The sequence below is a fragment of the Agrobacterium deltaense RV3 genome (assembly GCF_900013505.1).
Taxonomy (GTDB): Bacteria; Pseudomonadota; Alphaproteobacteria; order Rhizobiales; family Rhizobiaceae; genus Agrobacterium; species Agrobacterium leguminum.
Genome location: NZ_LT009745.1, coordinates 2,401,156 through 2,427,172, shown reverse-complemented (window position 1 = coordinate 2,427,172; position 26,017 = coordinate 2,401,156). Strand labels below are relative to the sequence as shown.

24 protein-coding genes are annotated in these 26,017 nt (G+C 59.9%); 11 read left to right on the top strand and 13 right to left on the bottom strand.

The features are described 5' to 3' along the window. Positions 1-130: 130 nt before the first annotated feature. On the top strand, positions 131-1,642 hold the full coding sequence (locus tag AGR7B_RS12285; RefSeq protein ID WP_080856746.1) for a serine hydrolase domain-containing protein: 1,512 nt from the start codon (positions 131-133) through the stop codon (positions 1,640-1,642). Between the two features lie 252 nt (positions 1,643-1,894). Next, positions 1,895-2,791 carry a LysR substrate-binding domain-containing protein gene (locus AGR7B_RS12280; RefSeq protein WP_080857091.1) on the top strand — a complete coding sequence of 299 codons (897 nt, stop codon included), beginning with the start codon at positions 1,895-1,897 and terminating at the stop codon, positions 2,789-2,791. Between the two features lie 7 nt (positions 2,792-2,798). On the opposite strand, the gene AGR7B_RS12275 is transcribed toward AGR7B_RS12280, so the two are convergent. The 9 genes from AGR7B_RS12275 to AGR7B_RS12235 all read right to left on the bottom strand — a co-directional run bounded on the left by AGR7B_RS12275 (position 2,799) and on the right by AGR7B_RS12235 (position 11,729). After that, entirely contained in the window at positions 2,799-3,665 is an 867-nt protein-coding gene (locus AGR7B_RS12275; RefSeq protein ID WP_078051642.1) for a D-amino-acid transaminase, read from the bottom strand. A 20-nt stretch (positions 3,666-3,685) separates the two neighbouring features. After that, entirely contained in the window at positions 3,686-4,744 is a 1,059-nt protein-coding gene (locus AGR7B_RS12270) for a P1 family peptidase (RefSeq protein WP_078051643.1), read from the bottom strand. A gap of 143 nt (positions 4,745-4,887) precedes the next feature. Further along, positions 4,888-5,847 carry a sugar kinase gene (locus AGR7B_RS12265; RefSeq protein WP_078051644.1) on the bottom strand — a complete coding sequence of 320 codons (960 nt, stop codon included), beginning with the start codon at positions 5,845-5,847 and terminating at the stop codon, positions 4,888-4,890. A gap of 21 nt (positions 5,848-5,868) precedes the next feature. Next, positions 5,869-6,927, bottom strand: coding sequence for an ABC transporter ATP-binding protein (locus AGR7B_RS12260; RefSeq protein ID WP_078051645.1), 1,059 nt, complete (start codon positions 6,925-6,927; stop codon positions 5,869-5,871). 29 nt (positions 6,928-6,956) lie between these two features. Further along, complete coding sequence (locus tag AGR7B_RS12255) at positions 6,957-7,778, bottom strand: carbohydrate ABC transporter permease (RefSeq protein ID WP_174039668.1); 822 nt, start codon at positions 7,776-7,778, stop codon at positions 6,957-6,959. Between the two features lie 14 nt (positions 7,779-7,792). Further along, positions 7,793-8,731 (bottom strand): carbohydrate ABC transporter permease, encoded by a 939-nt coding sequence (locus AGR7B_RS12250; protein WP_078051647.1) that lies wholly within the window; start codon positions 8,729-8,731, stop codon positions 7,793-7,795. After that, the gene (locus AGR7B_RS12245; protein ID WP_065655582.1) at positions 8,731-10,062 is read right to left on the bottom strand and encodes an ABC transporter substrate-binding protein; all 1,332 of its coding nucleotides are present in this window, start codon (positions 10,060-10,062) and stop codon (positions 8,731-8,733) included. Before AGR7B_RS12245 ends, AGR7B_RS12250 begins: the two co-directional genes overlap by 1 nt. 104 nt (positions 10,063-10,166) lie before the next feature. Next, positions 10,167-10,823, bottom strand: a complete 657-nt coding sequence (locus AGR7B_RS12240) for a GntR family transcriptional regulator (protein ID WP_080856745.1) — start codon at positions 10,821-10,823, stop codon at positions 10,167-10,169. Between the two features lie 21 nt (positions 10,824-10,844). Continuing rightward, a complete protein-coding gene (locus AGR7B_RS12235) occupies positions 10,845-11,729 on the bottom strand; it encodes a dihydrodipicolinate synthase family protein (RefSeq protein ID WP_080856744.1) in 885 nt (294 codons plus the stop codon). Between the two features lie 306 nt (positions 11,730-12,035). On the opposite strand from AGR7B_RS12235, the gene AGR7B_RS12230 reads away from it, so the two are divergent. From AGR7B_RS12230 to rutF, 7 genes are all read left to right on the top strand, one after another. Beyond that, complete coding sequence (locus AGR7B_RS12230) at positions 12,036-12,647, top strand: biliverdin-producing heme oxygenase (RefSeq protein ID WP_065655579.1); 612 nt, start codon at positions 12,036-12,038, stop codon at positions 12,645-12,647. A 462-nt stretch (positions 12,648-13,109) separates the two neighbouring features. Then, a complete protein-coding gene (gene rutA, locus AGR7B_RS12225; RefSeq protein ID WP_080850924.1) occupies positions 13,110-14,201 on the top strand; it encodes a pyrimidine utilization protein A in 1,092 nt (363 codons plus the stop codon). Beyond that, positions 14,198-14,938 carry a pyrimidine utilization protein B gene (gene rutB / locus AGR7B_RS12220; protein ID WP_003492071.1) on the top strand — a complete coding sequence of 247 codons (741 nt, stop codon included), beginning with the start codon at positions 14,198-14,200 and terminating at the stop codon, positions 14,936-14,938. Before rutA ends, rutB begins: the two co-directional genes overlap by 4 nt. A gap of 25 nt (positions 14,939-14,963) precedes the next feature. Then, on the top strand, positions 14,964-15,350 hold the full coding sequence (gene rutC / locus AGR7B_RS12215) for a pyrimidine utilization protein C (protein WP_003492069.1): 387 nt from the start codon (positions 14,964-14,966) through the stop codon (positions 15,348-15,350). Between the two features lie 13 nt (positions 15,351-15,363). Continuing rightward, complete coding sequence (rutD, locus tag AGR7B_RS12210) at positions 15,364-16,155, top strand: pyrimidine utilization protein D (protein ID WP_162934123.1); 792 nt, start codon at positions 15,364-15,366, stop codon at positions 16,153-16,155. Between the two features lie 16 nt (positions 16,156-16,171). Beyond that, positions 16,172-16,762 (top strand): malonic semialdehyde reductase, encoded by a 591-nt coding sequence (locus AGR7B_RS12205; RefSeq protein ID WP_080856743.1) that lies wholly within the window; start codon positions 16,172-16,174, stop codon positions 16,760-16,762. A gap of 26 nt (positions 16,763-16,788) precedes the next feature. Further along, positions 16,789-17,313, top strand: coding sequence for an NADH-dependent FMN reductase RutF (gene rutF, locus AGR7B_RS12200; protein WP_080789835.1), 525 nt, complete (start codon positions 16,789-16,791; stop codon positions 17,311-17,313). A gap of 68 nt (positions 17,314-17,381) precedes the next feature. Here the strand turns inward: rutF and AGR7B_RS12195 are convergent, their stop codons facing one another. The 3 genes from AGR7B_RS12195 to AGR7B_RS12185 form a co-directional block, all read right to left on the bottom strand. Beyond that, on the bottom strand, positions 17,382-18,827 hold the full coding sequence (locus AGR7B_RS12195; RefSeq protein WP_003522629.1) for an NAD(P)(+) transhydrogenase (Re/Si-specific) subunit beta: 1,446 nt from the start codon (positions 18,825-18,827) through the stop codon (positions 17,382-17,384). Positions 18,828-18,846: 19 nt separating this feature from the next. After that, entirely contained in the window at positions 18,847-20,421 is a 1,575-nt protein-coding gene (locus AGR7B_RS12190) for a Re/Si-specific NAD(P)(+) transhydrogenase subunit alpha (protein ID WP_080856742.1), read from the bottom strand. A gap of 197 nt (positions 20,422-20,618) precedes the next feature. Then, positions 20,619-22,502, bottom strand: coding sequence for an MFS transporter (locus AGR7B_RS12185; protein ID WP_162934122.1), 1,884 nt, complete (start codon positions 22,500-22,502; stop codon positions 20,619-20,621). A 508-nt stretch (positions 22,503-23,010) separates the two neighbouring features. Here AGR7B_RS12185 and AGR7B_RS12175 point away from each other — a divergent pair. Both AGR7B_RS12175 and AGR7B_RS12170 read left to right on the top strand, forming a co-directional pair. Further along, positions 23,011-24,045 carry an aspartate-semialdehyde dehydrogenase gene (locus AGR7B_RS12175; protein WP_003522626.1) on the top strand — a complete coding sequence of 345 codons (1,035 nt, stop codon included), beginning with the start codon at positions 23,011-23,013 and terminating at the stop codon, positions 24,043-24,045. Between the two features lie 222 nt (positions 24,046-24,267). Further along, positions 24,268-25,083 (top strand): lytic murein transglycosylase, encoded by an 816-nt coding sequence (locus tag AGR7B_RS12170; RefSeq protein WP_080856741.1) that lies wholly within the window; start codon positions 24,268-24,270, stop codon positions 25,081-25,083. A 177-nt stretch (positions 25,084-25,260) separates the two neighbouring features. On the opposite strand, the gene AGR7B_RS12165 is transcribed toward AGR7B_RS12170, so the two are convergent. After that, positions 25,261-25,902: a carbonic anhydrase gene (locus tag AGR7B_RS12165; RefSeq protein ID WP_065655570.1), complete on the bottom strand. Its 642-nt coding sequence runs from the start codon at positions 25,900-25,902 to the stop codon at positions 25,261-25,263. Positions 25,903-26,017 lie beyond the last annotated feature (115 nt).

Below are 26,017 nucleotides of genomic sequence, written 5' to 3'. Positions count from 1 at the left end.
CAAGCTTCCCGTAAATCTCTACCGTTGCCCCCTCATCCGACCCTTCGGGCCACCTTCTCCCCCTCGGGGAGAAGAAACAAGCGGCGATGCCGAGGCTTTCTGTAGAGACGACAAGACACGAGACCGAACCATGCCACAGCAATTCGACTGGAATGCCGCTTCAACGCTTGCCGAGAGCTTCGTCTCGCAATGGGCGGGCAACGAGCCGGGCGGGGCGGTCATTGGTTCCGATCTCGATGGCATTCGCTTTGCCCATGCGGGCGGTGTCGAGAGCCTTTCGACATTCGCACCTTTCACGCCGCAGAGCGTGGTGCGTTATGCCTCCGTCACCAAACACGCTTTCTGCGCCATGGTGCTTGCCCATTCCGATCTGATCGGGCTTGACGATCCGCTCGGCAAACATCTGCCGGAGCTGCAATCGCCGCTCCGCGAGGTGACGGTGGGGCAGGCGCTGGATATGAGTGGCGGGCTGCCGGATACGCGGGAATGCCTCTCACTGCTTGGTCTTTCCGTTTACACGGAGACAAAGGCCGGCCCGCTTCTCGATTATCTGTCGCGGCTCACTCGGCTGAATTTCCCTGCCGGCAGCGAGGTTTCCTATTCCAATACGGGCTACCGTTTGGTGGAAGCGGCGCTGGAGCGTCGCGGTTTCCGTTTCGATGATTTCGTGCAGACGCAGATTGCCGGTCCCTTCGGCGTGTTCCTGAAGGCGCCGGATGTCTGGAACGATCCTGTCGACGGGTTGGTGCCGGGTTACTGGAAGGCTGAAGACAACTGGCAGCTTTCGGCCGCCGGTCTGCATATTTCCGCTTCGGGCAGTCTTGCCGGCAGCGCCGAAGCGCTGACCCGCTGGCTGCAGGGGCTGATGCGGGGCGAGGGCAGCTTTGCGGACGTTCTGGAAAGGCTCTCTGCCGAACGTTCGCTGGCAGATGGGCGGATGAGCGAATATGGCCTCGGCCTGCGCTGGTCCCATCTGGGAGACAGGCGCTTCGTCGGCCACGGCGGTTCGCATCCGGGCTACAAGACTTACTTTCTGCTCGATCCGGAAAACGGCTCGGGTTTCGTCGTGGTGTCGAACCGCGAGGATACCAACGGCTTCAAGATCGTGCTGGAAAGCATGGCCGCCCTCACCGGCCTGCCTTTGCCCAAGCCGACCGCCAGCCTGCCGGAAGGCCTTTACGTGACCGAAAGCGGGCCGTGGTGGCTGGAGATCAAGGGCAGCACATCCACTTTCATCGATGGCGACGACACGCTTTATGAAGATGCCGATGGCTGGGTATCGTCGCGTTCGGCATCGTCTCCGATGCGCCTCAGGCTAGAGGGTGATGCCATTGTTGGCGAGGCCGGCCACGCCGCTCGCCGCTTCCTGCCGGTCGGCGATCATGCGGTGCCGGATGATCTTTCGGGCTCGTGGCGCTCGGATGAGGGTGCGGAATTTATCATCACCGGTTCCTCTCTGACGATGGGCATCGGCCCCACGCGCCGGAGCATGCCTCTGAAGGCGCTCGGTAATGGCCGTTTCCTCTTCACGCTGATTGACGGGCCATGGACGAAGCGCGTTTGCCTCAATCGTCTGGGTCATGATCGGATCGAGCTGGTTTCCAGCCGGGCGCGGATGATCGAGTATTCCAGAAGCTGCTAACGGTCTGAAACCGATCCCATTGCGCCCGACAAATTCGACGTCATCCTCGGGCCTGTCCCGAGGATCTGCAAGCGATTGATTTTGTTGACGTGCTTAGATCCTTGGGACAAGCCCAAGGATGACGAGAGCGAGGCTCGGGCTGTTTCCTCACAGTCCGAAGTTTCTAGTGGGTTTCAATCAGCTTCCATTGCTCCTAATAAAGACCCGTGTTCCCGGCAGGCCGGGACAACATCTTTGTGGGAGAACAGGCCCTTGGAAGTCAAATGGCTCGAGGATTTCCTGGCGTTGGCCGGAACGCTCAATTTCTCGAAAGCGGCGGATGAGCGGCATGTGACGCAATCCGCCTTCAGCCGACGCATCAAGCAGCTGGAGGCCTGGGTGGGTGCCACGCTGGTCGATCGTGCTTCCTACCCCTCGCGGCTGACCGAGGCGGGCGTGAAGTTCGTGCCGGTGGCACAGGAGACGCTGAAACAGCTCTATCATGCCCGGCGCACCCTGTTGCAGGAGGATGGCGAGGATGCGAAGACGGTTCGGCTGACGGCCCTGCACACCCTGTCCTTCACTTTCTTCCCGGATTGGCTGAAACGGGTGAACGAGAAGGCCGGGCCGCTGTTTTCGGTTCTGCGGCCGGATTCCGGCAGCATGGAGGAAAATCTCAATTCGCTGGTGGACGGGCAGAGCGATTTTCTTCTGACCTATGCCCATCCCGAAGTGCCGATGCTGCTCGATGCGCAGACCTTCGAGTTCCGCGTGCTGGGCGCGGAAAACATCATTCCCGTTTCCGCGCCGGCGAAAGACGGTTCACCGCTGCATGAACTCATGGAAAATGCACGAAAACCATTCGCCTATCTGGACTATGAAAAGGCTTCGTTCTTCGGGCCGTTGCTGCGCGATCTGCTGAGCGCGCGCCTGCCGCAATTCGAGCGGGTGCATGAGGGCAGCATGTCGGTGGGGCTGAAAGCCATGGCGATGGCCGGCTGGGGTGTCGCCTGGGTGCCGGAAAGCCTGATGCGGCACGAGCTGGATAGCGGCGCTCTGGTGCGTGCCGCCGATGACAGTTTCGATATTGCCCTCGATATCCGGCTTTATCGTTCCAAGGAGAACCGCCGGCCCGTTGTCGAGCGTATATGGGCGGTTCTCGAAGGCTGATGTTTGCTTAAATCGCGGTGCGGCGGGCGTTTTCGAGGTAGAGCGCGCGCAAGCGGCTTACCATCGGGCCGGGCTTGCCGTTACCCACCGGCTTGCCGTCGATCTTCGTGACCGAAACCACGAAGTTGGAGGCGCTGGTCAGGCAGGCCTCGTCAGCATTCAGCGCCTCTTCCAGCGTGAAAGGGCGTTCTTCCAGCGTGAAGCCGGCTTCCTTGGCCAGCTGTAGCGCGGCAAGGCGGGTGCAGCCGGGCAGGGTCTTGTTGCTGTTGCCGCGGGTGACGATCTTTTTGTCGCCGGTAATGATATAGGCGGTGGAGGAAGCGCCTTCGGTAACGAAACCATCCTCGATCATCCAGGCTTCGTCACAACCCTCGGCCTTGGCGATGCGCTTGGCCATGACCTGCGGCAGCAGGCAGACGGTCTTGATGTCGCGGCGTTCCCAGCGCTGGTCGGGAACCGATTTGACGGCGATGCCGGCTTCCTCGACCGGGGTGCCGATCAGCTTCTTGGCCTGGGTGAACATGACCAGCGTCGGCTTCAGATCGGCGGAAAACAGGAAGTTGCGGTCTTCAGCACCTCGCGTCAGCTGCAGGTAGATCATGCCTTCGACGAGGTTGTTGTCGGCAATCAGCCGGCGTTCGGCCTCGACGATCTCCTTGGTCGTAACCGGCAGCGGCACGTCGATTTCGCGGGCGCTGCGCTCCAGCCGGGCCATGTGCAGATCGCTGTCGATCAGCCTGCCTTCCAGAACCGAGGTGACTTCATAAATGCCGTCGCCGAACAGGAAACCGCGGTCGAAGATGGAAAGGCGGGCGTCCGCTTCGGGCAGGAATTCGCCGTTGACGTAAACGATGCGACCGGATTGGCTAGTCATGAAAACTCCGTCTGGAAAAGTCAGGCTGAAAGAAGGGTTTTAAGGGCGTCGATGGAAATGGCCTCGACCGTGGAGACCTTGCCGGTCCCGGCATTAAAGCCGGTTGTCGTTTCTGCGGCGCAGAGCGAATTGAGGATCGCCTCCTCCGTCGCCTCTATCGCGGCTTCGAAGAGCGGCGAAATCGCATCGTTGGAAAGTTCTGGATAGTCTGCGACGGCCTTGCGGCGTGCGGGCGTTCGGCGCAGCCGCTCATCGGTGGAGAATGCCAGCGCATAATCGCCGGAACCATTGCTGAGTGCTGCACCCGTGCGCGCCAGACCGCCGAAGCTTCTGGCCGCCAGACGCTTCAGATTGCGGGAGGAGAGCGGCGCATCGGTTGCCACAATGATAACGATCGAGCCGTCCTTGTCCTTGTGGTCAGGGCTGACATAGGGCGCGCCGCAGACAAGCAGATGGCCGCCGTAGTTCGACTGCACGAGAATGCCGAGCGTGTAGGTCGTTCCGGCGATGGTAACGATGCGGGATGCGGTGCCGATGCCGCCTTTCATGCCGAAGGCCACCGTGCCGGTTCCGGCACCCACGCCGCCCTCGGCCACCGGGCCTGTGGCCGCGTTTTGCAGCGCGGCCGAAATTTCCTCGATGGTTGGGCGGCCGGCACGGATGTCGTTCAGGCGGGAATCGTTGGTTTCGCCAACGACGGCATTGATCGAGACGACTTTCTCATTGCCCGGCTGTGCCAGCGTATGGCGGTTGATCGCCTCGATGGCCCGGCCAGTTGCCAGCGTATTGGTGAGGATGATGGGTGTTTCGAGTTCGCCGAGTTCCTCGATCTGGGTGGAACCCGCAAATTTGCCGAAGCCGTTATAGACGGCGAAGGCGGCGGGCACCTTGTCTTGAAAGAGATTACTGCCATGCGGCAGGATCGCGGTTGCGCCCGTGCGGATCGTGTCGCCTTCGATGACGGTCGAATGGCCGATGGTCACGCCTTCGACATCGGTGATGGCGTTGAGCGGGCCGGTCTCGAAATGGCCGGGCCGGAAACCGATATCGCGCAGTCTCGGGCGGGTCGTCTGATGCATCGGGCGATCACTTTTGCGGAATACGGGCTCAAGGTGGAAAAGGCGCGGCTTGCGAAAAGCTTTGCTCTGACTTGACGTTAGACTACTTCGCCGCGAAACGGCATCGCAAAAATGGAATAGTTTTATGCGGGCAATGGATGCGCTCAGGAGGCGCGCAGCGCGGGTTCGCCTTCACGCTCCAGCCATTGGCGCATCGCGTCTTCCGTCTCTTCGCGCGTCGGTGCGCCGGCCCGGCCGCCGAAGACCGTGCATTTGAGCGCGGCGGCAACGGAGGAGAGGCGGATGGCGGCGCGGCTTTCCATGCCTTCAGCCATCGCAAGTGCGAACGTGCCGTGGAAAATATCGCCTGCCGCCAGCGTGTCCACCGCCTTGACCTGCATCGTCGTCTGGAAATGCACCTTGAGATCGCCGGCCTCCGTCCACCAGCAGCCCGCCGGTCCGGCGGTAACGGCGATGAAGGTTTGCGGGTAGCGGGAATGCAGCATCGGCAGCATGTCCTTCACCGTTTCAAGTCCGGTCAGCCGGGCGGCGGCGGGTTCGGAAAAGACGATATGGGTTGCGGCGGGGGCCAGCTTCTCAAGGGTTTCGATGGGTGCAACATCGCCATCCAGAATGGCCGGTTTGCCAAGCGCGCGTGCCACAGTCAGAACATCGAGCGCCAGTTCCGGCCAGCGCACATCCACCAGGATGGCATCGAAAGGAGCAATATCCTCCGGCGTGCAGGTGCGTTTTTTCTCATGCAGCCGGTGATCGTAAAAAGGCACGATCAGCCGTTCTCCCCGGTCATCGATGATGATTGTCGACAGGGCCGAGCGTGCGCCGGGTGCAACCGTCATGCCTGATGTGTCGATGCCGCTTTCACTGAGATCGCCCAGGATGCGGGTACCGGTTTCGTCATCGCCCACCGCGCCCCAGAGGCTGGCGCGGCCCCCCATGCGATGGACGGCGTAGGCAGCACTCGACGCCATGCCTTCGGCAATCTGCAGCATCTCATAGGGCAGGACCTTGCCTTCGCCCTTCGGCATGTCGTGCACACGAAACAGGGTGTCCAGCACGGCGGCACCCACGCAGAGCACATGCTTGCCGCCCTGTTTGTCTGCCATGCTGTTCACTCCTGTCACCTGTCAGATACGCTTGCCGCTGTCCTTGTCGAACAGATGCACGGTTGCCGGATCGATGGCAATGTGGATCGTATCGCCGAAGCGGACATTGAGGCGCTCGCGGAACAGGCAGGCAATGTCATCGCCCTTGCAATTCAGCTTGGCATAGATTTCCGAGCCGGTGCCTTCGACCAGTTCGACCCGGCCTTCAATGCCACTCTCAGCGGCGCGGATATGTTCCGGCCGCACGCCGTAGACGAGGTCACGGCCGCCCAGCTTGCCGATATCGGCATTGGCGGGCAGCGGCAGGCTGAGGCCCTTCGCCGTGCGGAACACACCTTCCTCCACCCGGCCGCGAATGAAATTCATCGCGGGCGAGCCGATGAAGCCGGCGACGAAGAGGTTGGCGGGATTGTCGTAAAGCTCCAGCGGCGCGCCGATCTGCTCGATGACGCCATCATGCAGCACCACGATCTTGTCGGCCATGGTCATGGCTTCCACCTGGTCGTGGGTGACATAGATGGTGGTGGTGCCGATGCGCTGGTGCATGGCCTTGATCTCGCCGCGCATCTGCACGCGCAGCTTGGCGTCGAGGTTGGAAAGCGGCTCATCGAACAGGAACACCTGCGGATCGCGCACCAGCGCGCGGCCCATGGCGACACGCTGGCGCTGGCCGCCGGAAAGCTGGCGCGGATAGCGGTCCAGCAGCTTTTCCAGCCCCAGAATGGCCGCGGCCCTGTCGACCTTGGCCTTGGTTTCCTCGGCGCTCACCTTCTTCAGCTTCAGCGCGAAGCCCATATTATCCTTGACCGTCATATGCGGATAAAGGGCGTAGTTCTGGAACACCATGGCGATGTCGCGGTCACGGGCGGGCAGGTGGCTGACCTCGCGTGCGCCGATGTGGATTTCGCCGTCGCTCAACTCCTCCAGCCCGGCGATCATGCGCAGCAGGGTGGACTTGCCGCAGCCGGAAGGGCCGACGAGCACGACGAATTCGCCATCCTTGATGTCGATATCGATGCCGTGGATGATGTTGACCGCGCCGAAGCGCTTCTGGACATTTTGGATATTGACCGGTGCCATGTGCAGGTTCCCGTTATGATTTGTTTGGTTCAGCCGCCCTTGACGGCGCCGGCGGTGAGACCCGCCACGATCTGTTTCTGTGCGAACATGGTCAGCAGCAGCACCGGCAGCGTCACGATCAGAGCTGCGGCGGCAAGCGGACCCCAGCTCACCTGTTCGAAGGACAGCATGTTGTAGACCGCGACCGGCAGGGTGCGGGTTTCACGGCTGGCCAGCACGATGCCGAAGACGAAGTTGTTCCACGAGAAGATGACCGCGAGGATGAAGGAGACGACGATGCCGGGCTTGGCAATCGGCAGCGCCACCAGCCGGAACACCTGCCAGGAGGATGCGCCGTCGATGCTTGCCGCCTCTTCCAGCTCTTTAGGCGTGGTCTCGAAATAACCGATCATGATCCAGACGACGATCGGAACCGTCACCACCAGATGGATGATGATCTGTGGCCAGAGCGTGCCGAGCAGGTTCAGCCATTGGAACAGCAGGAACAGCGGAATGAGGAAGGAGAGGCCGGGCGTCATGCGGGCGATCATGATGACCACAGCCGACTTTTCCGCCTTCAGCCGGGCGATGCCGTAACCGGCGGGCACGCCGATGACGAGCGCGAGAATAGTGGCCGCACCGGTGACGAGGACCGAATTCCAGAAATAGAGGAAGAAATTGTTCTCTTCGAACACCTTCACATAGTTCGACCAGGCGAAACGTTCGGGGATCAGGATTGGCGGATAAGCGCCGTTGTCGATTTCATATTTCAGCGACAGCGAGATCATCCACATGAAGAACAGGATGACCGGCGAGATCATCACCAGCGCCACGAAGAACAGGCCGAGCCGGTCGAGATTTCTGCGTTTCAGGATTTTTGCGGACATCAGTGTTCCTCCATCTCGTTCCATTGCGAGCGCTGGCGCACCATCAGAAGCACGAAGGAGAGCGCCACGATGATGATGAAGAAGACGACGGCCATGGCTGAGCCGTAACCGATGTCGTAATAGGCAAACGCCGTATTGTAGAGGTAGATGTTTATAGTTTCCGATGCCGTGCCGGGTCCGCCCTGGGTCATCGCATAGATGATATCGAAGCTTTTGACGGCGTCGATGGAGCGGATGATGACAGCGATCATCAGAAACGGCGCGATCATCGGCATGGTGAGATAACGAAACTTCTGCCAGGCATTGGCGCCGTCGATTTCGGCGCTTTCATAGGGTTCGCGGGGCACTGCGGCGAGCCCGCCGAGCACGATCAGCATGACCAGCGGCGTCCATTGCCAGGTTTCCACCAGCACCAGCGAGGGGATGACGGTGGACTGGTTGTAGATCCATTCCAGCGGGCCGATGCCGATGAAGGAGAGCAGATAGTTCAGGACACCGAGCTGCGGGTGGAACATCATGGTCCAGACGAGCGCGATGGCGACCGGCGTCGCCATCATCGGCATGACGAAGACGCCGCGCAGAAAACCGCGCAGCGGAAACTGCGCATCGAAAACCAGCGCCGCCAATGTTCCGAGGAACAGCGGAGCGACGACCGACAGCACGGTATAGATGAGCGTGTGCCAGAGCGATTCCCAGAACCGGGCGTCGCTGGCGAGCCGGATGTAGTTCTCGAAACCGATAAAGCTCTGCTCCTGTCCGAGCGTCCAGCGATGCGCGCTCATCCAGAGGGTAAAGACCCATGGAAAAACGATTACCGCCGAAATGACGACAAGTGCCGGTATGACGAAGGGCCAGTAGTTGGGAGCAAGCCTTGCCGGCCCGCTCCCTTCTTTACGACTGACGCCTGTTTTGGTGTTTTCGATGCTCACGGAGGCCATTATCCCTCGCTACGCGCCAGAACGGGTGCGAACTGTTCCGTCGCCTTTTTGAGTTCGGCTGCCGGGTCCGCGCCGCCGATCATGTTGGTGAGGCCGACGCCGTAGATATCGCGGAATTCCGTCACCGGAATGATGACGGGCAGCGCAAGCTGCGAGACCTTGCCGGAACCGACGACCGCATCCAGCCAGGCGGCCGGCATCTTCACGCCTTCGCGCACCTTCTGGTCTTCGAGGATGGACTGGCGGAATGGAACGCCGGCACCCGCCTGCAACAGACGCGCGCCCATTTCATGCGAAATCGCCCATTGGCAGAAGAGGTAAGCGGCTTCCTTCTTGCTGCTGGCTTCGACAACACCGAGACCATCGCCGAAAGTGCCGGCGGCCTGGGTTGCCGGGCCCTTCGGCATGACGCCGTAACCGACCTTGCCGACGACGCGGGATTTTTCCGGGTTTTCGATTGGCGGCGCAAAACCGACGCCATCGAACCACATGCCGATCTTGCCCTGGAGGAAGGCCGACTGCGCTTCCGCCCAGTTGAAGCCGGAGACGCCGGGAGGGGCGGCCTTGGTCATCAGGCGCTGATAGAGCTTGGCGGCTTCCACCGCTTCCTTGGATTCGGTGTTGACCTTTCCGTCCGCGCCGATGGGCTTTGCGCCATAACCCAGCATCAGCGAGGTCCAGACCGGGGTATTGGCGTTCTTCAGGCCACGGGCAACGAAACCATAGGTGTTGGTTGCGGGATCGGTGATCTTTTCCGCCGCCGTCACCAGTTCCTCAAAGGTCTCAGGGTATTTCAGGCCCTTGGCTTCGAAGAGCTCCTTGTTCCAGTAGACGATCCAGTAATCCACCGAGAAGGGCAGCGAGCGCAGCACGCCGTCGCTATCCTTGGCAAACAGCATACCTGCCTCGGCAAAATCCTTCTCCGCAAGCGAAGGATCGGTCAGCGACGGGTCCTTCAGGAAGCCGCTGATATCGGCAAGCCATTTGCCCTTTTCGAATTGGCGCTTCTGAACGTGGTAGCTCAGATGCACCACATCGAAGCTCGGCTTGCCGGAGGAAAGCTCGATCACGACCTTCTGGCGCTGCTGCTGTTCCGGGGTGGCTTCGGCATTGACCTTGATGCCGGTCAGTTCTTCAAATTCGCCGAGATATTTGATCAGCGTTTCGCTGCGTGGGCTTTTGACGAGATTGACCTCAAGCGTGGTGCCGGCGTGTTTTTTCCAGTTCACCGCTGCCGATGCCGGGCGAATGCCGAGCATCGCGCCGCCGCCAAGCGCCGCCGTGCCTGCCAGAAAGGCGCGACGCGTGGGGTTGAGCAATGAATGCGTCATGTCAGTTCTCCTCCAGATTAGCCGGAAATTCTCCTCACCCCGGCTTGTTGCTTATTTTCCTGCAATCCCGGCGCAGAACCTCTTCAGTTCCTGCCGGAATTGCCTTAAACCGCCAGCGCCCTGTCCCTTGCGTTGCGGATATGGGCGGTCAGCCGCTCCACGGCGTCTTCGACGGATCGCCTCTCGATGGCCTCGAGAATGGCGAGATGTTCCTTCATCACCGACTTTACGTGGCCGGCGATGCGGAAGCGCTCCTGATTGATAAGGCGCATCTTGATGGAATTGACCCGGTAGGCGTTCGAGATGATCGAATTGCCGAGCGCATCGATGAAGGCATCGTGCATGCCCCAGTCCACCTGCTGCGCATGCTCGTCCAGTTCCGGCGATTCCCCGCCATTTTCAGCCGCTTCGGCAATGTCGCGATGCTGTTTTAAAAGCTCTGCGATTGCCTCGTCGGAGGCCGAGCGGGTAAAAAGCGCGACAGCCTCCTTTTCGAGAAAGATGCGGAACTGGAACGCCTCGCGGATGAGGTTGATGTCGATATGGGCGACCTGCAACCCCCGTTGCGGCACGGTCTTGATCAGCCCTTCCGCCTCCAGCCGCGGAATCGCCTCCCGGATCGCGCCGAGCGGCAAGCCGGTCAGTTCCACGAGGCGGCGTTGCGAGATGAATTGTCCCGGGCGAACGTCGCGCGAGAGAAGGTGATGCGTAAAGCTCTCATACGCCCGTTCCCGCAATGTCTGTTCGCCGGTATCTTCCATGCTCAACCTTTCAAGGTCTGTTCAGGCGGCCTGTTTGCGAAACAGCGCATCGAACGCGCCTTCGATCTGCCGCCGGCCCTCCGGTGAAATGGCGACGAGCGGTGCGCGCACGTCCGACCAGATATTTTCCCCTGTCGTGTGTGATACCAGCACCTTGACCGCTGGTGTAACCGGGAATTTCAGAAGTTCCACAACAAGATCTTCGACGCGCTTGTCGTCCTTGCCGTCGACGGCCATGGCGCGGACTTCCTGTGTCAGGAAATTGGCGACGCCGGAGATCGCGCCCTGACCGCCGAGGCGAACACCCTTCGCCAGATCGCGCTCATCGCCGATCAGGATGGCGAGATCGCCATGTTCTTTCAGCAGACGCTCGGTATGGCTCCAGTTGCCGGAGGAATCCTTGACGCCGGTGACGATGCCGGGGAATGCCTTTTTCAGCCGTCCAACCAGCTCGACCGACAATGTCACCATGGTCACGGAAGGGATGTTGTAGACGAGAATGTCGCGAGCGCCCTTGCCGATCTTTTCGAACACCGCCGAGAACCAGGCAAACAGGCCGTCATCGCCGACATTCTTGAAATAGGAGGGCGGGGCGAGAAGAATATTGCGGGCGCCGGCCTTCAGGGCCTCGGCCGACTGGTCGGCGGCGTCCTCGATGGAATCCACCAGAACGCCGGTGACCAGACGGGAAGGCGCAACGCCGGCCTCGATGAAGCGGGAAAGAATGACCTGCCGTTCACGGCTGCCGACGGAGCATCCTTCGCCCGTGGTGCCGAAGAGTGTGACGCTGTCGCAGCCATTTTCAAGGCAGCGTCGGGCATGGGCGATCATGGCGTCGATATCGACCGTTCCGTCCTTTTTGAAAGGAGTGGTCAGGGCTGCCGAAAGGCCAAATTTCTGGGTCAAGTAAGATGCTCCTCGAAGGTGATTGCGCATTGATAACGCGCTGACATGTTAGTTGTAAAGAGGTAATTGCAGTTTGATTGTTCGGAAGACGGGGATCGGGGAATTCGCTTCGTCGTGCGTTGAGCGGCAATGCTGCGAGGCGTTGGGATGGAAGGGTTGTACAGGGGCAGGGAGGCTGCTTTACCGTGGCGACAGCGGGCTTATGCTCTTTGCAGGGCGAGCGGATAAATGCGAAAATAAAATTTGACTGTTGGAGTAAAGATTTTTATCAGCAATCTGAATATTAGGGATAAAGGGACCATCATCATGACCATTGCGGAGCCGTCAGCGCCTGTAGCAGACATTGAGCAGAGCCGCGTCAAGCGCCTGAAAGCTGCGACGCGCGGCGCGCATGGCGATCTCGATGCCTTCATCATGGCATCGAAGCCGTTCGAGAGCCGGGAGAACTTCGGCAAATTCGTGGAAACGCAATATCTTTTCCATCGTGACCTCGATGTCTTCTTTTCAAATGCGACGCTCGATGGCCTGCTTCCTGATCTCAAGGGCCGCCGCCGTCTCTCCATGATCGAACAGGACCTTGCCGATCTCGGTCTTGCCATTCCCGAAACGGCCGAGCCGCGTTTCACCGGTGAAACGCCGTTCGATCTGCCGGAGGCCATGGGTTGGCTTTATGTGGTTGAAGGCTCCAATCTGGGCGCTGCTTTCCTGCTGAAGGATGCGGCCAAGCTTGGTCTGAATGAAGACTTCGGCGCGCGCCATCTGGCCGGCGCCCCGGAAGGACGCGGCCTGCACTGGCGCACTTTCACCGCCGCTCTCGATGAGATTTCGCTGACGGTCGAAGAGGAAGAGCGGGTCATCGCCGGTGCGGAAGCCGCTTTCCGGGCCGTGCATGCCTATGCGCGGCAACGCCTCGCCTGAGATTTTGGCATAGCTTTGCGATTCTTGTTCTCATCGCGCAGACGTGCCCCGTGGCACGTGTGTGTTCGATTGAGTCGTAAAATCCCTGCACCGTCACCCCGGACTTGATCCGGGGTCCAGCGCGATCAAGTCCTTGATCGCAAAAGACTCATTCCTCACGGCGCAGACGCGCCGTGGCTGGATGCCGGCTCAAGGCCGGCATGACGGAGGGAGGTTTTGGGATGCCGCGCAACGCTCCGCGACCGATGTAAGAGCCGCCCATTTCCTGCAGATTGCGTTCGATATTTGCCGAATAAACAGGCAAATAATTTTATCGAATGATAAAATTTTTATCTTTTGGTAAAAATAATTCGCCTCCAAAATTTTATCCATTTGATAAAATTATTTTATTTGGTCTGGCACAGAACCTGCTACTCTTTTGCCAAGTCAGGAGACACCTGATGCAAAAAAGGGAACAGCAAGATGGAAGTTGGTGTTTTTATCCCGATCGGGAACAATGGTTGGCTGCTGTCAGAAAACGCGCCGCAATACAAACCGAGTTTCGACCTGAACAAGGCCATCACTTTGAAGGCGGAGCAATATGGTTTCGACTTCGCGCTCTCGATGATCAAGCTGCGCGGCTTTGGCGGCAAGACCGAGTTCTGGGACTATAATCTGGAATCCTTCACGCTGATGGCGGGCCTTGCCGCTGTCACCTCCAAGATCAAGCTGTTCGGCACGGCCGCAACGCTGGTCATGCCGCCGGCCATCGTTGCCCGCATGGCGACGACCATCGATTCCATTTCCGGCGGCCGTTTCGGCATCAATCTTATTACCGGCTGGCAGCGGCCGGAATATAGCCAGATGGGGCTCTGGCCGGGCGACGATTATTTCGGTGATCGTTATGAATATCTCGGCGAATATACGACAGTCCTCAAGGAATTGCTGACGGAGGGCCAGTCGGACTACAAGGGCAAGTTCTTCCAGATGGAGGATTGCCGCATGAAGCCGGTGCCGCAGGGCGACGTCAAACTCATCTGCGCCGGTTCCTCCAATTCCGGCATGGCGTTTTCGGCCAAGTTCGCCGATTACAGCTTCTGCTTCGGCGTCGGCGTCAATACGCCGAAGGCCTTCGCGCCCACCAATGAGCGGCTGCTGGCGGCAACGGAAAAGACCGGTCGAGAGGTTAAGTCCGTCGTGCTGACGATGGTCCTTGCCGAGGAAAAATCCGAAGATGCCTGGGCGAAATGGGAGCATTACAAGGCCGGTGCGGATGAGGATGCGATCAAGTGGCTCGGCCTGCAAAGCGCTGTCGACACCAAATCCGGCTCCGACACCAATGTTCGCCACATGTCCAATCCCGTCTCGGCGGTCAACATCAACATGGGAACGCTGATCGGCTCCTATGAGGAAGTGGCGGCGATGCTGGACGAGATGAGCGAAGTGCCGGGAACGGGCGGCGTGATGCTGACCTTTGATGATTTCCTCGAAGGCGTCGAGAAATTCGGCAAATATGTGCAGCCGCTGATGAAGAGCCGCGCGCATGTTCAGGCTGCACTGGAGGCTGCGGAATGAGTGAAGCCGTCGTGGCGGGTTACAAGGGGCCGGAAAGCCGTTCGGAAAGCGTGACGCTTCCCGCAAGGCCGGAGCCGATCACCCTGAAACCCAGCGAGACCGCCGTTGTCGTGGTCGACATGCAGAACGCCTATTCGACCGAGGGCGGTTATGTCGATCTGGCCGGTTTCGATATTTCCGGGGCCAAGGGTACCATCGCCAACATCAAGAAGACGCTGGATGCCGCGCGGGCGGCGGGTGTTCAGGTCATTTATTTCCAGAATGGCTGGGACAAGGATTATGTCGAGGCGGGCGGCCCGGGTTCGCCCAACTGGCACAAGTCCAACGCCCTGAAGACCATGCGCAAAAGGCCGGAGTTGCAGGGGCAGCTGCTGGCCAAGGGCACGTGGGACTATGCCATTGTCGACGAGCTGCAGCCGCAGCCCGGTGATATTCTGGTGCCGAAGACGCGTTATAGCGGTTTCTTCAACACCAATATGGACAGCGTCTTGCGCGCGCGCGGCATCCGCAATCTGGTCTTTGTCGGCATCGCCACCAATGTCTGCGTGGAAAGCTCACTGCGCGACGCCTTCCACCTCGAATATTTCGGGGTGATGCTGGAGGATGCCACGCACCATCTGGGCCCCGATTATATCCAGCAGGCGACTGTCTACAATGTCGAGAAATTTTTCGGCTGGGTCGCCACCGTCAATGATTTCTGCGGCGTCATCTCGCAGGCCGCACCCGTCAGCGCTTGATATCCAACTACAAGAGGAGAACGAAATGCCGAAGAAGATCGTCGTGCCCGCCGGCACCAGCAAACCCATCGCTCCCTTTTCGCCGGGAACCCTTGCCGATGGCGTGGTTTACGTTTCCGGTACGCTGCCCTTCGACAAGGACAATAATGTCGTGCATGTGGGCGATGCGAGCGCGCAGACCCGCCATGTTCTGGAAACCATCAAGTCCGTCATCGAGACCGCCGGCGGTACGATGGAGGACGTGACGATGAACCATATCTTCATCACCGACTGGGCGAATTACCAGGCCGTCAACACGGTCTATGCCGAATATTTCCCCGGCGACAAGCCGGCGCGTTATTGCATCCAGTGCGGCCTCGTAAAGCCAGACGCGCTGGTGGAAATCGCCACCGTCGCCCATATCGGCAAATAGGGCGAAACGACAGATGATGCATTTCGAGGTTCATGGCCGGACTGATCCTGAGGCGCCCACAATCCTGCTGTCATCGGGGCTGGGCGGATCGGGCTCCTATTGGGCGCCGCAGATCGAAGCCCTTGCCGATCATTTCCGGATCGTCACCTACGACCATCGCGGAACCGGCAGGACCGGCGGCGAGGTGCCGCTGGATGGCGGCATATCGGCGATGGCGGATGATGTGCTGGAAATCGTCTCGGCGCTGACCCTCGAGAAATTCCACTTCATGGGCCATGCGCTTGGCGGTCTGATCGGCCTCGATATCGCGCTGCGCAGGCCCGGCCTTATCGACAGGCTCGTTCTCATCAATGCCTGGAGCAAGGTGGATCCGCATTCCGGGCGCTGCTTCGATGTGCGGATCGAGCTTCTGGAGAAATCCGGCGTTGAGGCTTTCGTGAAAGCCCAGCCGCTGTTTCTTTATCCGGCGGCCTGGATGTCGGACCATCAGGAGCGGCTGGTGCGGGACGATGCCCATGGCGTCGCGCATTTTCAGGGCAAGGGGAATGTGCTTCGGCGCATCGCGGCACTGAGGGCCTTTGACGTCGATAGTCGCCTCGGCGAGATCGGCAATCCGGTTCTGGTGGTGGGCACGAAAGATGATCTTCTGGTGCCCTACACCCGCTCCGTGCGTCTCGCTGAGGGTTTGCCGCAGGGGGAACTCTGCCTTCTCGATTTCGGGGCGCATGCGGTCAATATTACCGAAGCTGACCTTTTCAATGCTCGGCTTTTGCAGTTTCTGTTACCGGCAACACGAACATTCTGACGGGATTTTTAGGACAATGGCGACAGCACTCGACGACAAGGCACTTGCAGCACTTTTCACCGCGGCGCGCACCCATAATGGCTGGGCTGACAAGCCGGTCGGCGACGAGACGCTGAGAGAGCTTTACGATCTGACGAAGATGGGTCCGACCTCGGCCAATTGCTCGCCGGCCCGTTTCGTGTTCGTGCGCAGCCAGGAAGCGAAAGAAAAACTGCGGCCAGCGCTTTCGTCGGGCAATCTCGAAAAGACGATGGCAGCACCCGTCACCGTGATTGCCGCCATCGACCGCGAATTTTACGAGAAACTGCCGATGCTGTTTCCGCATGCCGATGCCCGTTCGTGGTTCACCTCCAGCCCGGCCGTGGCCGAGGAAACGGCCTTCCGCAATGCCACTTTGCAGGCGGGTTATCTCATCCTAGCAGCCCGCTCGTTGGGACTTGATACCGGGGCGATGTCCGGTTTCGACAAAGGCAAGGTGGATGCGGCGTTTTTCGCAGGCACGACGTGGAAGTCCAATTTCCTGATCAATCTCGGCTATGGCGATCCGTCGAAGCTTTTCGGACGGTTGCCCCGCCTTGGCTTCGAAGACGCCTGTGTGCTGGCTTGATGGCCTGTTAAGGAAGGATGGGTTAGATGCAGATGATGTCTCTTGAAAAGGAAGCGGAAATGGAGACGAAGACTGCACAGCAGCGCAGCCTCGATTATAGAAACGCCATGGCGCGGCTCGGTGCGGCGGTCAATATCGTCACCACGGACGGGGCGGCAGGCCGTGCAGGCTTTGCGGCGACGGCGGTTTGCAGCGTTTCCGACAATCCGCCCACGCTTCTTATCTGCCTCAACCGCAATTCTTCCGCTTACAGGGTGGTGAAGGCCAATGGCGTCGTCTGCGTCAACACGCTCGCCGCCCATCACGAGGTGCTGAGCACGCTTTTCGGCGGCAAGACGCCGGCGGAAGAGCGTTTCGCCGCCGGGAGCTGGGGTGTGCTTGAAACCGGCGCGCCGGTCCTGGAGGACGCGCTTGTCTCTTTCGACTGCCGCATCCGTGAGGCGCATGACGGCGGCACGCATGATATTCTGATCTGCGAGGTTGTGGATATGAAGATCAATGCGGGCGATGAAGCGCTGATGTATTTCAACCGGCGTTACCGGGTGCTTTGATCCAGCGGGAGTTTTTCTGTCGGAATGTAGAAAGGGCGTTTCCGGCCTCCCGGAAACGCCCTTTTCATTTACTTGATCAGCGGCAGAAGATCGTTGATCGACTTCTTGGCGTCGCCGTAGAACATCCGGGTGTTGTCCTTGTAGAACAGCGGGTTCTCGATACCGGAGTAACCCGTGCCCTGGCCGCGCTTGGAGACGATGACCAATTTGGACTTCCACACTTCCAGAACCGGCATGCCCGCAATCGGCGAGTTCGGATCGTCCTGGGCGGCCGGATTGACGATGTCGTTGGAGCCGATGACGATGACGACGTCGGTATTGGGGAAGTCGTCGTTGATCTCGTCCATTTCCAGCACGATGTCGTAAGGCACCTTGGCCTCGGCCAGCAGCACGTTCATGTGGCCGGGAAGACGGCCTGCGACCGGGTGGATGGCAAAGCGCACGGTCTTTCCGTCGGCGCGCAGCTTGCGGGTCAGTTCGGAGACCGCGGCCTGCGCCTGCGCCACCGCCATGCCGTAGCCGGGAACGATGATGACGCTATCGGCGTCATTCAGCGCGGCCGCCACGCCTTCGGCGTCGATCGCCACCTGCTCGCCCTCGATTTCCATCGCCGGGCCCGTCGTACCGCCGAAGCCGCCGAGGATGACCGAGATGAAGGAGCGGTTCATCGCCTTGCACATGATGTAGGAGAGGATCGCACCCGAGGAGCCGACCAGCGCACCGGTGACGATCAGCAGATCGTTGCCGAGCGTGAAGCCGATTGCCGCGGCCGCCCAGCCGGAATAGCTGTTCAGCATCGAAACGACGACAGGCATGTCGGCGCCGCCGATGCCCATGATCAGGTGATAACCGATGAAGAAGGCGGCCAGCGTCATCAGCACCAGTGTCCATGCGCCGGCGCCGTTGCAATACATGATGAGCAGCACGAGCGACAGGATCGCAGCGCCGGCATTGAGCAAATGTCCGCCCGGCAGTTTCTTCGCCTTGCCGTCCACCTTGCCGGCAAGCTTGCCGAAGGCGACGACGGAGCCGGTGAAGGTGACTGCACCGATGAAGACGCCAAGGAAGACCTCGACCTTCATGATCGCCAGTTCAACCGGCGTCTTGTGGGCGAGAATGGCGGAAAAGCCCGTCAGCAGCGAACGCGCGGTTTCATCGAGCGAGGCGACATGCGCTTCCTCGATATGGGCGTTGAAGCCGATGAAGACGGCGGCGAGGCCGACGAAGGAGTGAAGGGCTGCAACAAGCTGCGGCATTTCGGTCATCTGCACGCGGCTTGCGACGAAGTAGCCGAGAACGGAGCCGCCCGCCAGCATCAGGAGTACGACGAGCCACTGCCCGACGCCCTTGCTGATCTCAGGGCCGAAGACGGTGGCGACGATGGCGAGACCCATGCCGACAATGCCGTACCAGACGGCGCGTTTGGCGCTTTCCTGTCCGGAAAGGCCACCAAGAGAAAGGATGAAAAGAACGGCTGCGGCAACATAGGCCGCGGAAACGATACCAATGGTCATTGAATGTCCCCTACACGGCTCAGGACTTCTGGAACATGGCGAGCATGCGCCGTGTCACGAGGAAACCGCCGACGATGTTGATCGTCGCGATCAGGACGGAAAGCGAGGCGAGGATCACCACCAGCCAGTTGCCGGAACCGATCTGCAGCAATGCGCCGATGATGACGATGCCGGAAATCGCGTTCGTCACCGCCATCAGCGGCGTGTGCAGCGAATGGCTGACATTCCAGATGACCTGGAAACCGACGAAGCAGGCCAGCACGAAAACGATAAAGTGGCTCATGAAGCTTGCCGGCGCGAAAGCGCCTACCAGAAGCAGGATCGCCGTACCGACGGCGAGCAGGCCAACCTGGCTTTTCGTCTGCGCCTTGAAGTCCGCATGTTCCTTGGCGTGCTTTTCCTCAGGCGTGAGTTCTTTTGCTCTTTCCTTCGGCTTCTGCGCGGCAATCGCCTGAATTTTCGGCGGCGGCGGGGGGTAAGTGATTTCACCCTGATAGGTGACCGTCGCACCGCGGATGACATCGTCTTCCATGTTGTGAACGGGCTTGCCGTCCTTTGCGGGCGTCAGATCGGTCATCATGTGGCGGATGTTGGTGGAATAGAGCGTCGAGGCCTGCGTGGCCATGCGGCTCGGGAAATCCGTATAGCCGATGACGATGACGCCATTCTCCGAGACGACGCGCTGATCGGGAACAGTCAGATCGCAATTGCCGCCGCGCTCGGCGGCGAGGTCGACGATGACCGAACCCGGCTTCATCATCGCCACCATGTCGGCGAGCCACAGTTTCGGGGCGTCGCGGCCCGGAATGAGCGCCGTGGTAATGACGATATCGATCTGCGGCGCGAGTTCGCGGAATTTTTCGAGCTGCTTTTCTCGGAATTCCGGCGAGGAGGGGGCGGCATAACCGCCGGTGGCCGCGCCATCCTGCTGCTGGTCGGCGAAATCAAGATAGACGAATTGCGCGCCCATGGATTCGATCTGTTCGGCCACTTCCGGGCGAACGTCGAAGGCATAGGTAATGGCGCCGAGCGAAGTGGCCGTGCCGATGGCGGCAAGACCGGCGACGCCTGCGCCGATGACCAGCACCTTGGCGGGCGGCACCTTGCCGGCGGCGGTGACCTGACCGGTGAAGAAGCGGCCGAAATTATTGCCGGCCTCGATGACCGCGCGATAACCGGCGATATTGGCCATGGAGGACAGGGCGTCCATTTTCTGGGCACGGGAAATGCGCGGCACCATGTCCATGGCGATGACATTTGCGCCCCTTTCCTTCGCCTGCTCCAGAAGGTCCTTGTTCTGGGCGGGATAGAAGAACGAGATCAGCGTCTTGTCCGAAGACAGGCGATCAATCTCCGACGTTTCCGGCGGACGAACCTTGGCGATGATGTCGGAACCGGCGTAAAGCGCATCGGCGCTGTCGACGATCGTTACACCGGCTGCGCGATAGGCGTCGTCGGAAAAACCCGCCGCCTTGCCTGCTCCGGTTTCGAGAATGCAATCATATCCGAGTTTCTGCAATGCCTGGGCGCTGTCGGGCGTCATGCCGACGCGCGCCTCGCCCTCATATAATTCCTTAGGTGTCCCGATTCTCAAAATGGCTCTCCCTCTGCCTGATAATATAGGGGGGTCATAACCTATTCAGGGGGGCTTTGTCTCCATATTGATTTTGTCTTGCCTGCGACGGAATGACAGGCCGCTGCGACAGTCTTGTTCGATATGCGGACGTACCGCGCAATAAAAGAACCCGGCGCTTCAGCGCCGGGTTCCGAAAATGTCGAACAGGGTATGGCTCAATCCATGGCGTGGATATCGCGATCCTTGGTTTCCGGCAGGAACAGCAGGCCGACGACCAGTGTGATGCCTGCGAAGATGATCGGGTACCAGAGGCCGTAATAGATGTCGCCTTTCGCCGCGCTCATCGCAAAGGCGGTGGCGGGCAGAAGACCGCCGAACCAGCCGTTGCCGATGTGGTATGGCAGCGACATGCCGGAGTAGCGGATGCGGGTCGGGAACAGTTCGACCAGCAGGGCCGCGATCGGGCCGTAGACCATCGTCACGTAGATGACGAGAACGGTCAGGACTGCGATGATGACGACCCAGTTCACGGCGGCCGGATCGGCCACCATGGAGAAGGTGCCGCCGCCGGCTACGGTGTAGACGGCCATTTCCGCCGCACCTGCGGCTTCTGCCGGTGTCAGCAGCTTGTCCGCCACCAGCTTGTCGGTCGCGACCATTTTCTTGTCGGCAGCGCGAACGGCCTCCGCATTGAGGTTAAGCTCCGGATTTGCGGCAATGAAGGCATCCAGTTTCGCGTCCGGCACCTGCGCCGCGCCGCGCACCAGCGGGTAGCCGCCATCGTGAAGCGCCATGTTGACCTGCTTCTGGAAGGCCTTGTCCTTGGCTGCCGCATCCGCACCGGCGGCGACGGCGTCATAGCTGGTAATGGTGGCATCGCCGATCTTCACGGTGGCCGGCTGGCCGGCTGTGCCCGCAACCACGTCGTAAGGCACGGAGTTGCGTGTCAGGAACGAGGTGGCGATATCGCAGGATGTGGTGAACTTCGCCGTGCCGGTCGGGTTGAACTGGAACTTGCAGTCGCCGGGGGCTGCGGTCACGGTGGCGCGAACGCTGGACTGGGCTTGCGCCAGCGCCGGGTTGCCGGCCCATGTCAGTGCCTTGAACAGCGGGAAGTAGGTCAGCATGGCGAGGATGAGACCGGCCATGATGATCGGCTTGCGGCCGATCTTGTCGGAAAGCCAGCCGAAGATGACGAAGAAGCTGGTGCCGAGGATGAGTGCTGCCGCCACCATGATGTTGGCGGACTGGCCGTCGACCTTCAGGATGCTCTGCAGGAAGAACAGCGCGTAGAACTGGCCCGTATACCAGACAACGGCCTGGCCGATGACAGCGCCGACAAGCGCGATGAGCGCGATCTTGGCGTTCTTCCACTGGCCGAAGGCTTCGCTGAGCGGCGCCTTGGATGTCTTGCCTTCTTCCTTCATTTTCTTGAAGGCCGGAGATTCGTTCATTTTCAGACGAATCCAGACCGATACGCCGAGCAGCAGAACGGAGACGAGGAAGGGAATGCGCCAGCCCCAGGCGGCGAAGGCTTCCTTGCCGAGTGCGAACTGCACGCCGAGAATGACCACCAGCGACAGGAACAGGCCGAGCGTCGCCGTCGTCTGGATCCACGAGGTGTAATAGCCCCTGCGGCCGTTCGGTGCATGTTCGGCGACGTAGGTTGCCGCACCGCCATATTCACCGCCGAGCGCCAGACCCTGCAGCATGCGCAGAACGATCAGGATGATCGGAGCGGCAATGCCGATCTGCGATGCGCCGGGCAGGACGCCGACGAGGAAGGTGGACACACCCATGATGAGGATGGTGATGAGGAAGGTATATTTGCGGCCGACAATGTCGCCCAGACGGCCGAATACCAGCGCGCCGAAGGGGCGCACGAGGAAGCCGGCGGCGAAGGCCAGCAGCGCAAAGATGTTGCGTGTCGTTTCCGGATATTGGCTGAAGAAGTTCGCGCCGATATAGATCGCCAGCGAGCCGTACAGATAAAAATCGTACCATTCGAAGACTGTTCCGAGAGAAGAGGCGAAAATCACCTTCTTCTCTTCACCCGTCATTGGACGGGCGGCGCCGCTCACGGCTGCAATATCTGCCATTGTCTGTCCTCCACAGATGTCCCAATTGGCGCATTGCGGAGCCCATCTCTCTCCTCCGGACTCCCCATAAGGGTGCAATGCGCGGAGTGTCAGAGTGACAGAAAATTAACTGCAATAAGAGCGATGCTTTCGGATTATGACTTTAGTCTAATGCAAGGCGTCCCGAAAATGTCGCGAGGCCGATTTTACGGCTTGCGCAAGACGCCTCCAAACGCGCCTTTTTTCTTGACACAACCGAGAAACCTTCTAATAGCTTCTCGCGAAGAAGGAGCATCACCTTGCGCATGCATGTTGCAGACATGTTCGTCATGGAAGGACCGGCACAATCCGCCGGCGATGATCCGCGCCTTTCTCATTCTACCCGAATTACGGCCAAAACGACGATTAAAACCGTCTAACGTCTCTGGCCACCGCTCTCTCCCCGGTTTGGCTGGGGATCGAGGAAGCCGCGATCTGATGCGGGTTCCCACCTCACCAAAAAGAGGAGAGACAGAAAGAGAGCTTGATCATGGGTTTCAAAGTTGCAATTGCAGGCGCCACCGGCAACGTCGGTCGCGAAATGCTCAATATCCTGGCCGAACGCGGTTTCCCCGCCGATGAAGTCGTGCCGCTTGCTTCCGCCCGCTCGCAGGGCACGGAAGTCTCCTATGGCGACCGCACGCTGAAGGTCTCGAACCTCGAGAACTACGATTTTTCCGACACGGATATTTGCCTGATGTCGGCCGGCGGCGATGTTTCCAAGAAGTGGTCGCCGAAGATCGGCCAGCAGGGCTGCGTTGTCATCGACAACTCGTCCGCATGGCGCTACGACCAGGACGTTCCGCTGATCGTTCCGGAAGTCAATGCCGATGCAGTTGCGGGCTTCACCAAGAAGAACATCATCGCCAACCCCAATTGCTCCACGGCACAGCTCGTCGTCGCGCTGAAGCCGCTGCATGACTTCGCCAAGATCAAGCGCGTCGTCGTTTCCACCTACCAGTCGGTGTCCGGCGCCGGCAAGGAAGGCATGGACGAGCTGTTCCAGCAGACCCGCGCCGTTTTCGTGGCCGACCCGGTGGAAGCCAAGAAGTTCACCAAGCGTATTGCCTTCAACGTCATTCCGCATATCGATGTCTTCATGGAAGACGGCTATACGAAGGAAGAATGGAAGGTTCTGGCCGAAACCAAGAAGATGCTCGATCCGAAGATCAAGGTAACCTGCACGGCCGTGCGCGTTCCGGTCTTCATCGGCCATTCGGAATCGGTCAATATCGAGTTTGAAAACGAGATCACCGCCGATCAGGCGCGCGACATCCTGCGCGAAGCACCGGGCTGCCTCGTGATCGACAAGCGCGAAAACGGCGGTTACATCACGCCGGTTGAATCCGCTGGCGAAGACGCGACCTATATCTCGCGTATCCGCGAAGATGCGACGGTCGAAAACGGCCTCAACCTGTGGGTTGTTTCCGACAATCTGCGCAAGGGTGCGGCTCTCAACGCCGTCCAGATCGCCGAACTGTTGATCAATCGTGGTTTCATCAAGCCCCGCAAGGCGGCTGCCTGATCCACGATACGATTTTTTAAGGTTCGTTAAGTATAACCCGTCTGTTCTGTGTGGGGCAGGCGGGTTTCATAATTGGCGACGATCACGGCCAGTTTATTTGCAGGCCTTGCTGCCGAAAGGCAATTTAGGCCGCCAAAAGACAGTTTTGGCACCTGAATCATACAGTATTGACGGTTTGGTTCTCGGGAAAAATTCCCCAAAGGATATCGAAGGCAGATTTTGATGCGGGCAATGAAGGTAATTCTGGCTGGTGTGGCCATGGTTTCGGTTCTGGCAGCGACGCCGGTTATGGCTGCGCAATGCGGCAACACTTCGGCAGGCTTCGATGCCTGGGTCGGCGCCTTCAAGCAGGAAGCGGCGGGCCGCGGCATCAGCGCCTCGGTGCTCGACCGTGCTTTCTCCGGCGTCTCCTACAACCAGGCGACGATCCGCGCAGACCGCGGCCAGCACAGCTTCAAGCTTTCCTTCGAACAGTTCATGCAGAAGCGCGGCGGTCAGACGATCATTTCGCGCGGCAAGACCATGAAGAAGAACAACGCTTCTCTCTTTGCTTCCATCGAGCGCGCCTATGGCGTGCCGGCCGGTCCGCTTCTGGCCATCTGGGGCATGGAAACCGGCTTTGGCGGCTTCATGGGCAACCAGCACACGCTTTCCGCCGTCGCGACGCTCTCCTTCGATTGCCGTCGTTCGGATTATTTCACCGAGCAGCTTTACGCGGCCCTCAAGCTCGTCGGCAGCGGTTCGCTCAACGTCAACGCCAAGGGTGCGGCCCATGGTGAAATCGGCCAGACGCAGTTCCTGCCGCTGAACGTCGTGCGTTACGGCGTGGATTTCGACCGCGACGGCCGTATCGATCTCGTCGGTTCGCGTGCCGATGCGCTGGCTTCCACCGCGAACTTCCTCGTCGGCCATGGCTGGCAGCGCGGCGCCGGTTACCAGCAGGGACAGGCAAACTACGCCGCCATCCAGGGCTGGAACGCAGCAAGCGTCTACCAGCAGGCGATTGCCTTCATCGGCAAGGCGATCGACGGCCAATAAGGCTGCTTTCCAAGCGCGAATTCCCACTTCCGTCATGCCGGACTTGATCCGGCATCCAGTCACGGCGCGTCCGCGCCGTGAAAGAGTCTTTGGCGATCAAGGACTTGATCGCGCTGGACCCCGGATCTAGTCCGGGGTGACGAGCGTTGAATTTGGCCGGTAGCTATTACCTGCCAATCACAGATCCGGGCGACGGAAATCACCCGTCTTGCCGTCCATTACCCACAATTCGCCGGTCGAAATATCGAACCATGCGCCGTGCAGCTTCACCTTGCCGGCGGTTTCCTGCGCTTTGACGAAGGGGAAGCCCCGCAGGTTGGCGATGGAGTTGCGGATGGAAACGCGTTCCAGTGCCGTCTGCCGCTCGGAAGCTGTCATGACGTCGTTGCTCTGGATTTGCGAGGCGGCCGACTTGACCATGTTCATCCATTTACCGATGAAATCGCCGGGCGACAGCGGCTCGAGATTGGGGTCGAGTGCAGCCTGAATGCCGCCGCAGCGGCCGTGGCCCATGACGACGATATCCTTCACCTTCAGAACCTGAACGGCATATTCGATGGCCGCCGAGGTGGCGTGGTACTGCCCGTCCGGCTCGAAGGGCGGCACCATGTTGGCGACGTTGCGGACGACGAAAAGCTCTCCCGGTCCGCAGTCGAAAATGGTTTCCGGCGCGGAGCGGGAGTCACAACAGGCAATGAACAGGGTCTGCGGCTTCTGTCCGGTGTCGGCCAGAACGCGGTATCTTTCGCGCTCGTCGACATAGCGACCGTTCATGAAGTTCTTGTAGCCGTTGAGAAGGTTTTCCGGAAAATCTTTCATCTATCGCAGTACCGTTGTGGTTGGACCGAGATCAAGAAAAGAACTCGGTGCGTTGAAGACCAATCCTTTGGAGCATTTTCGTTTTTCTTCGAACCGCGAAATCGCTCCAACTCCT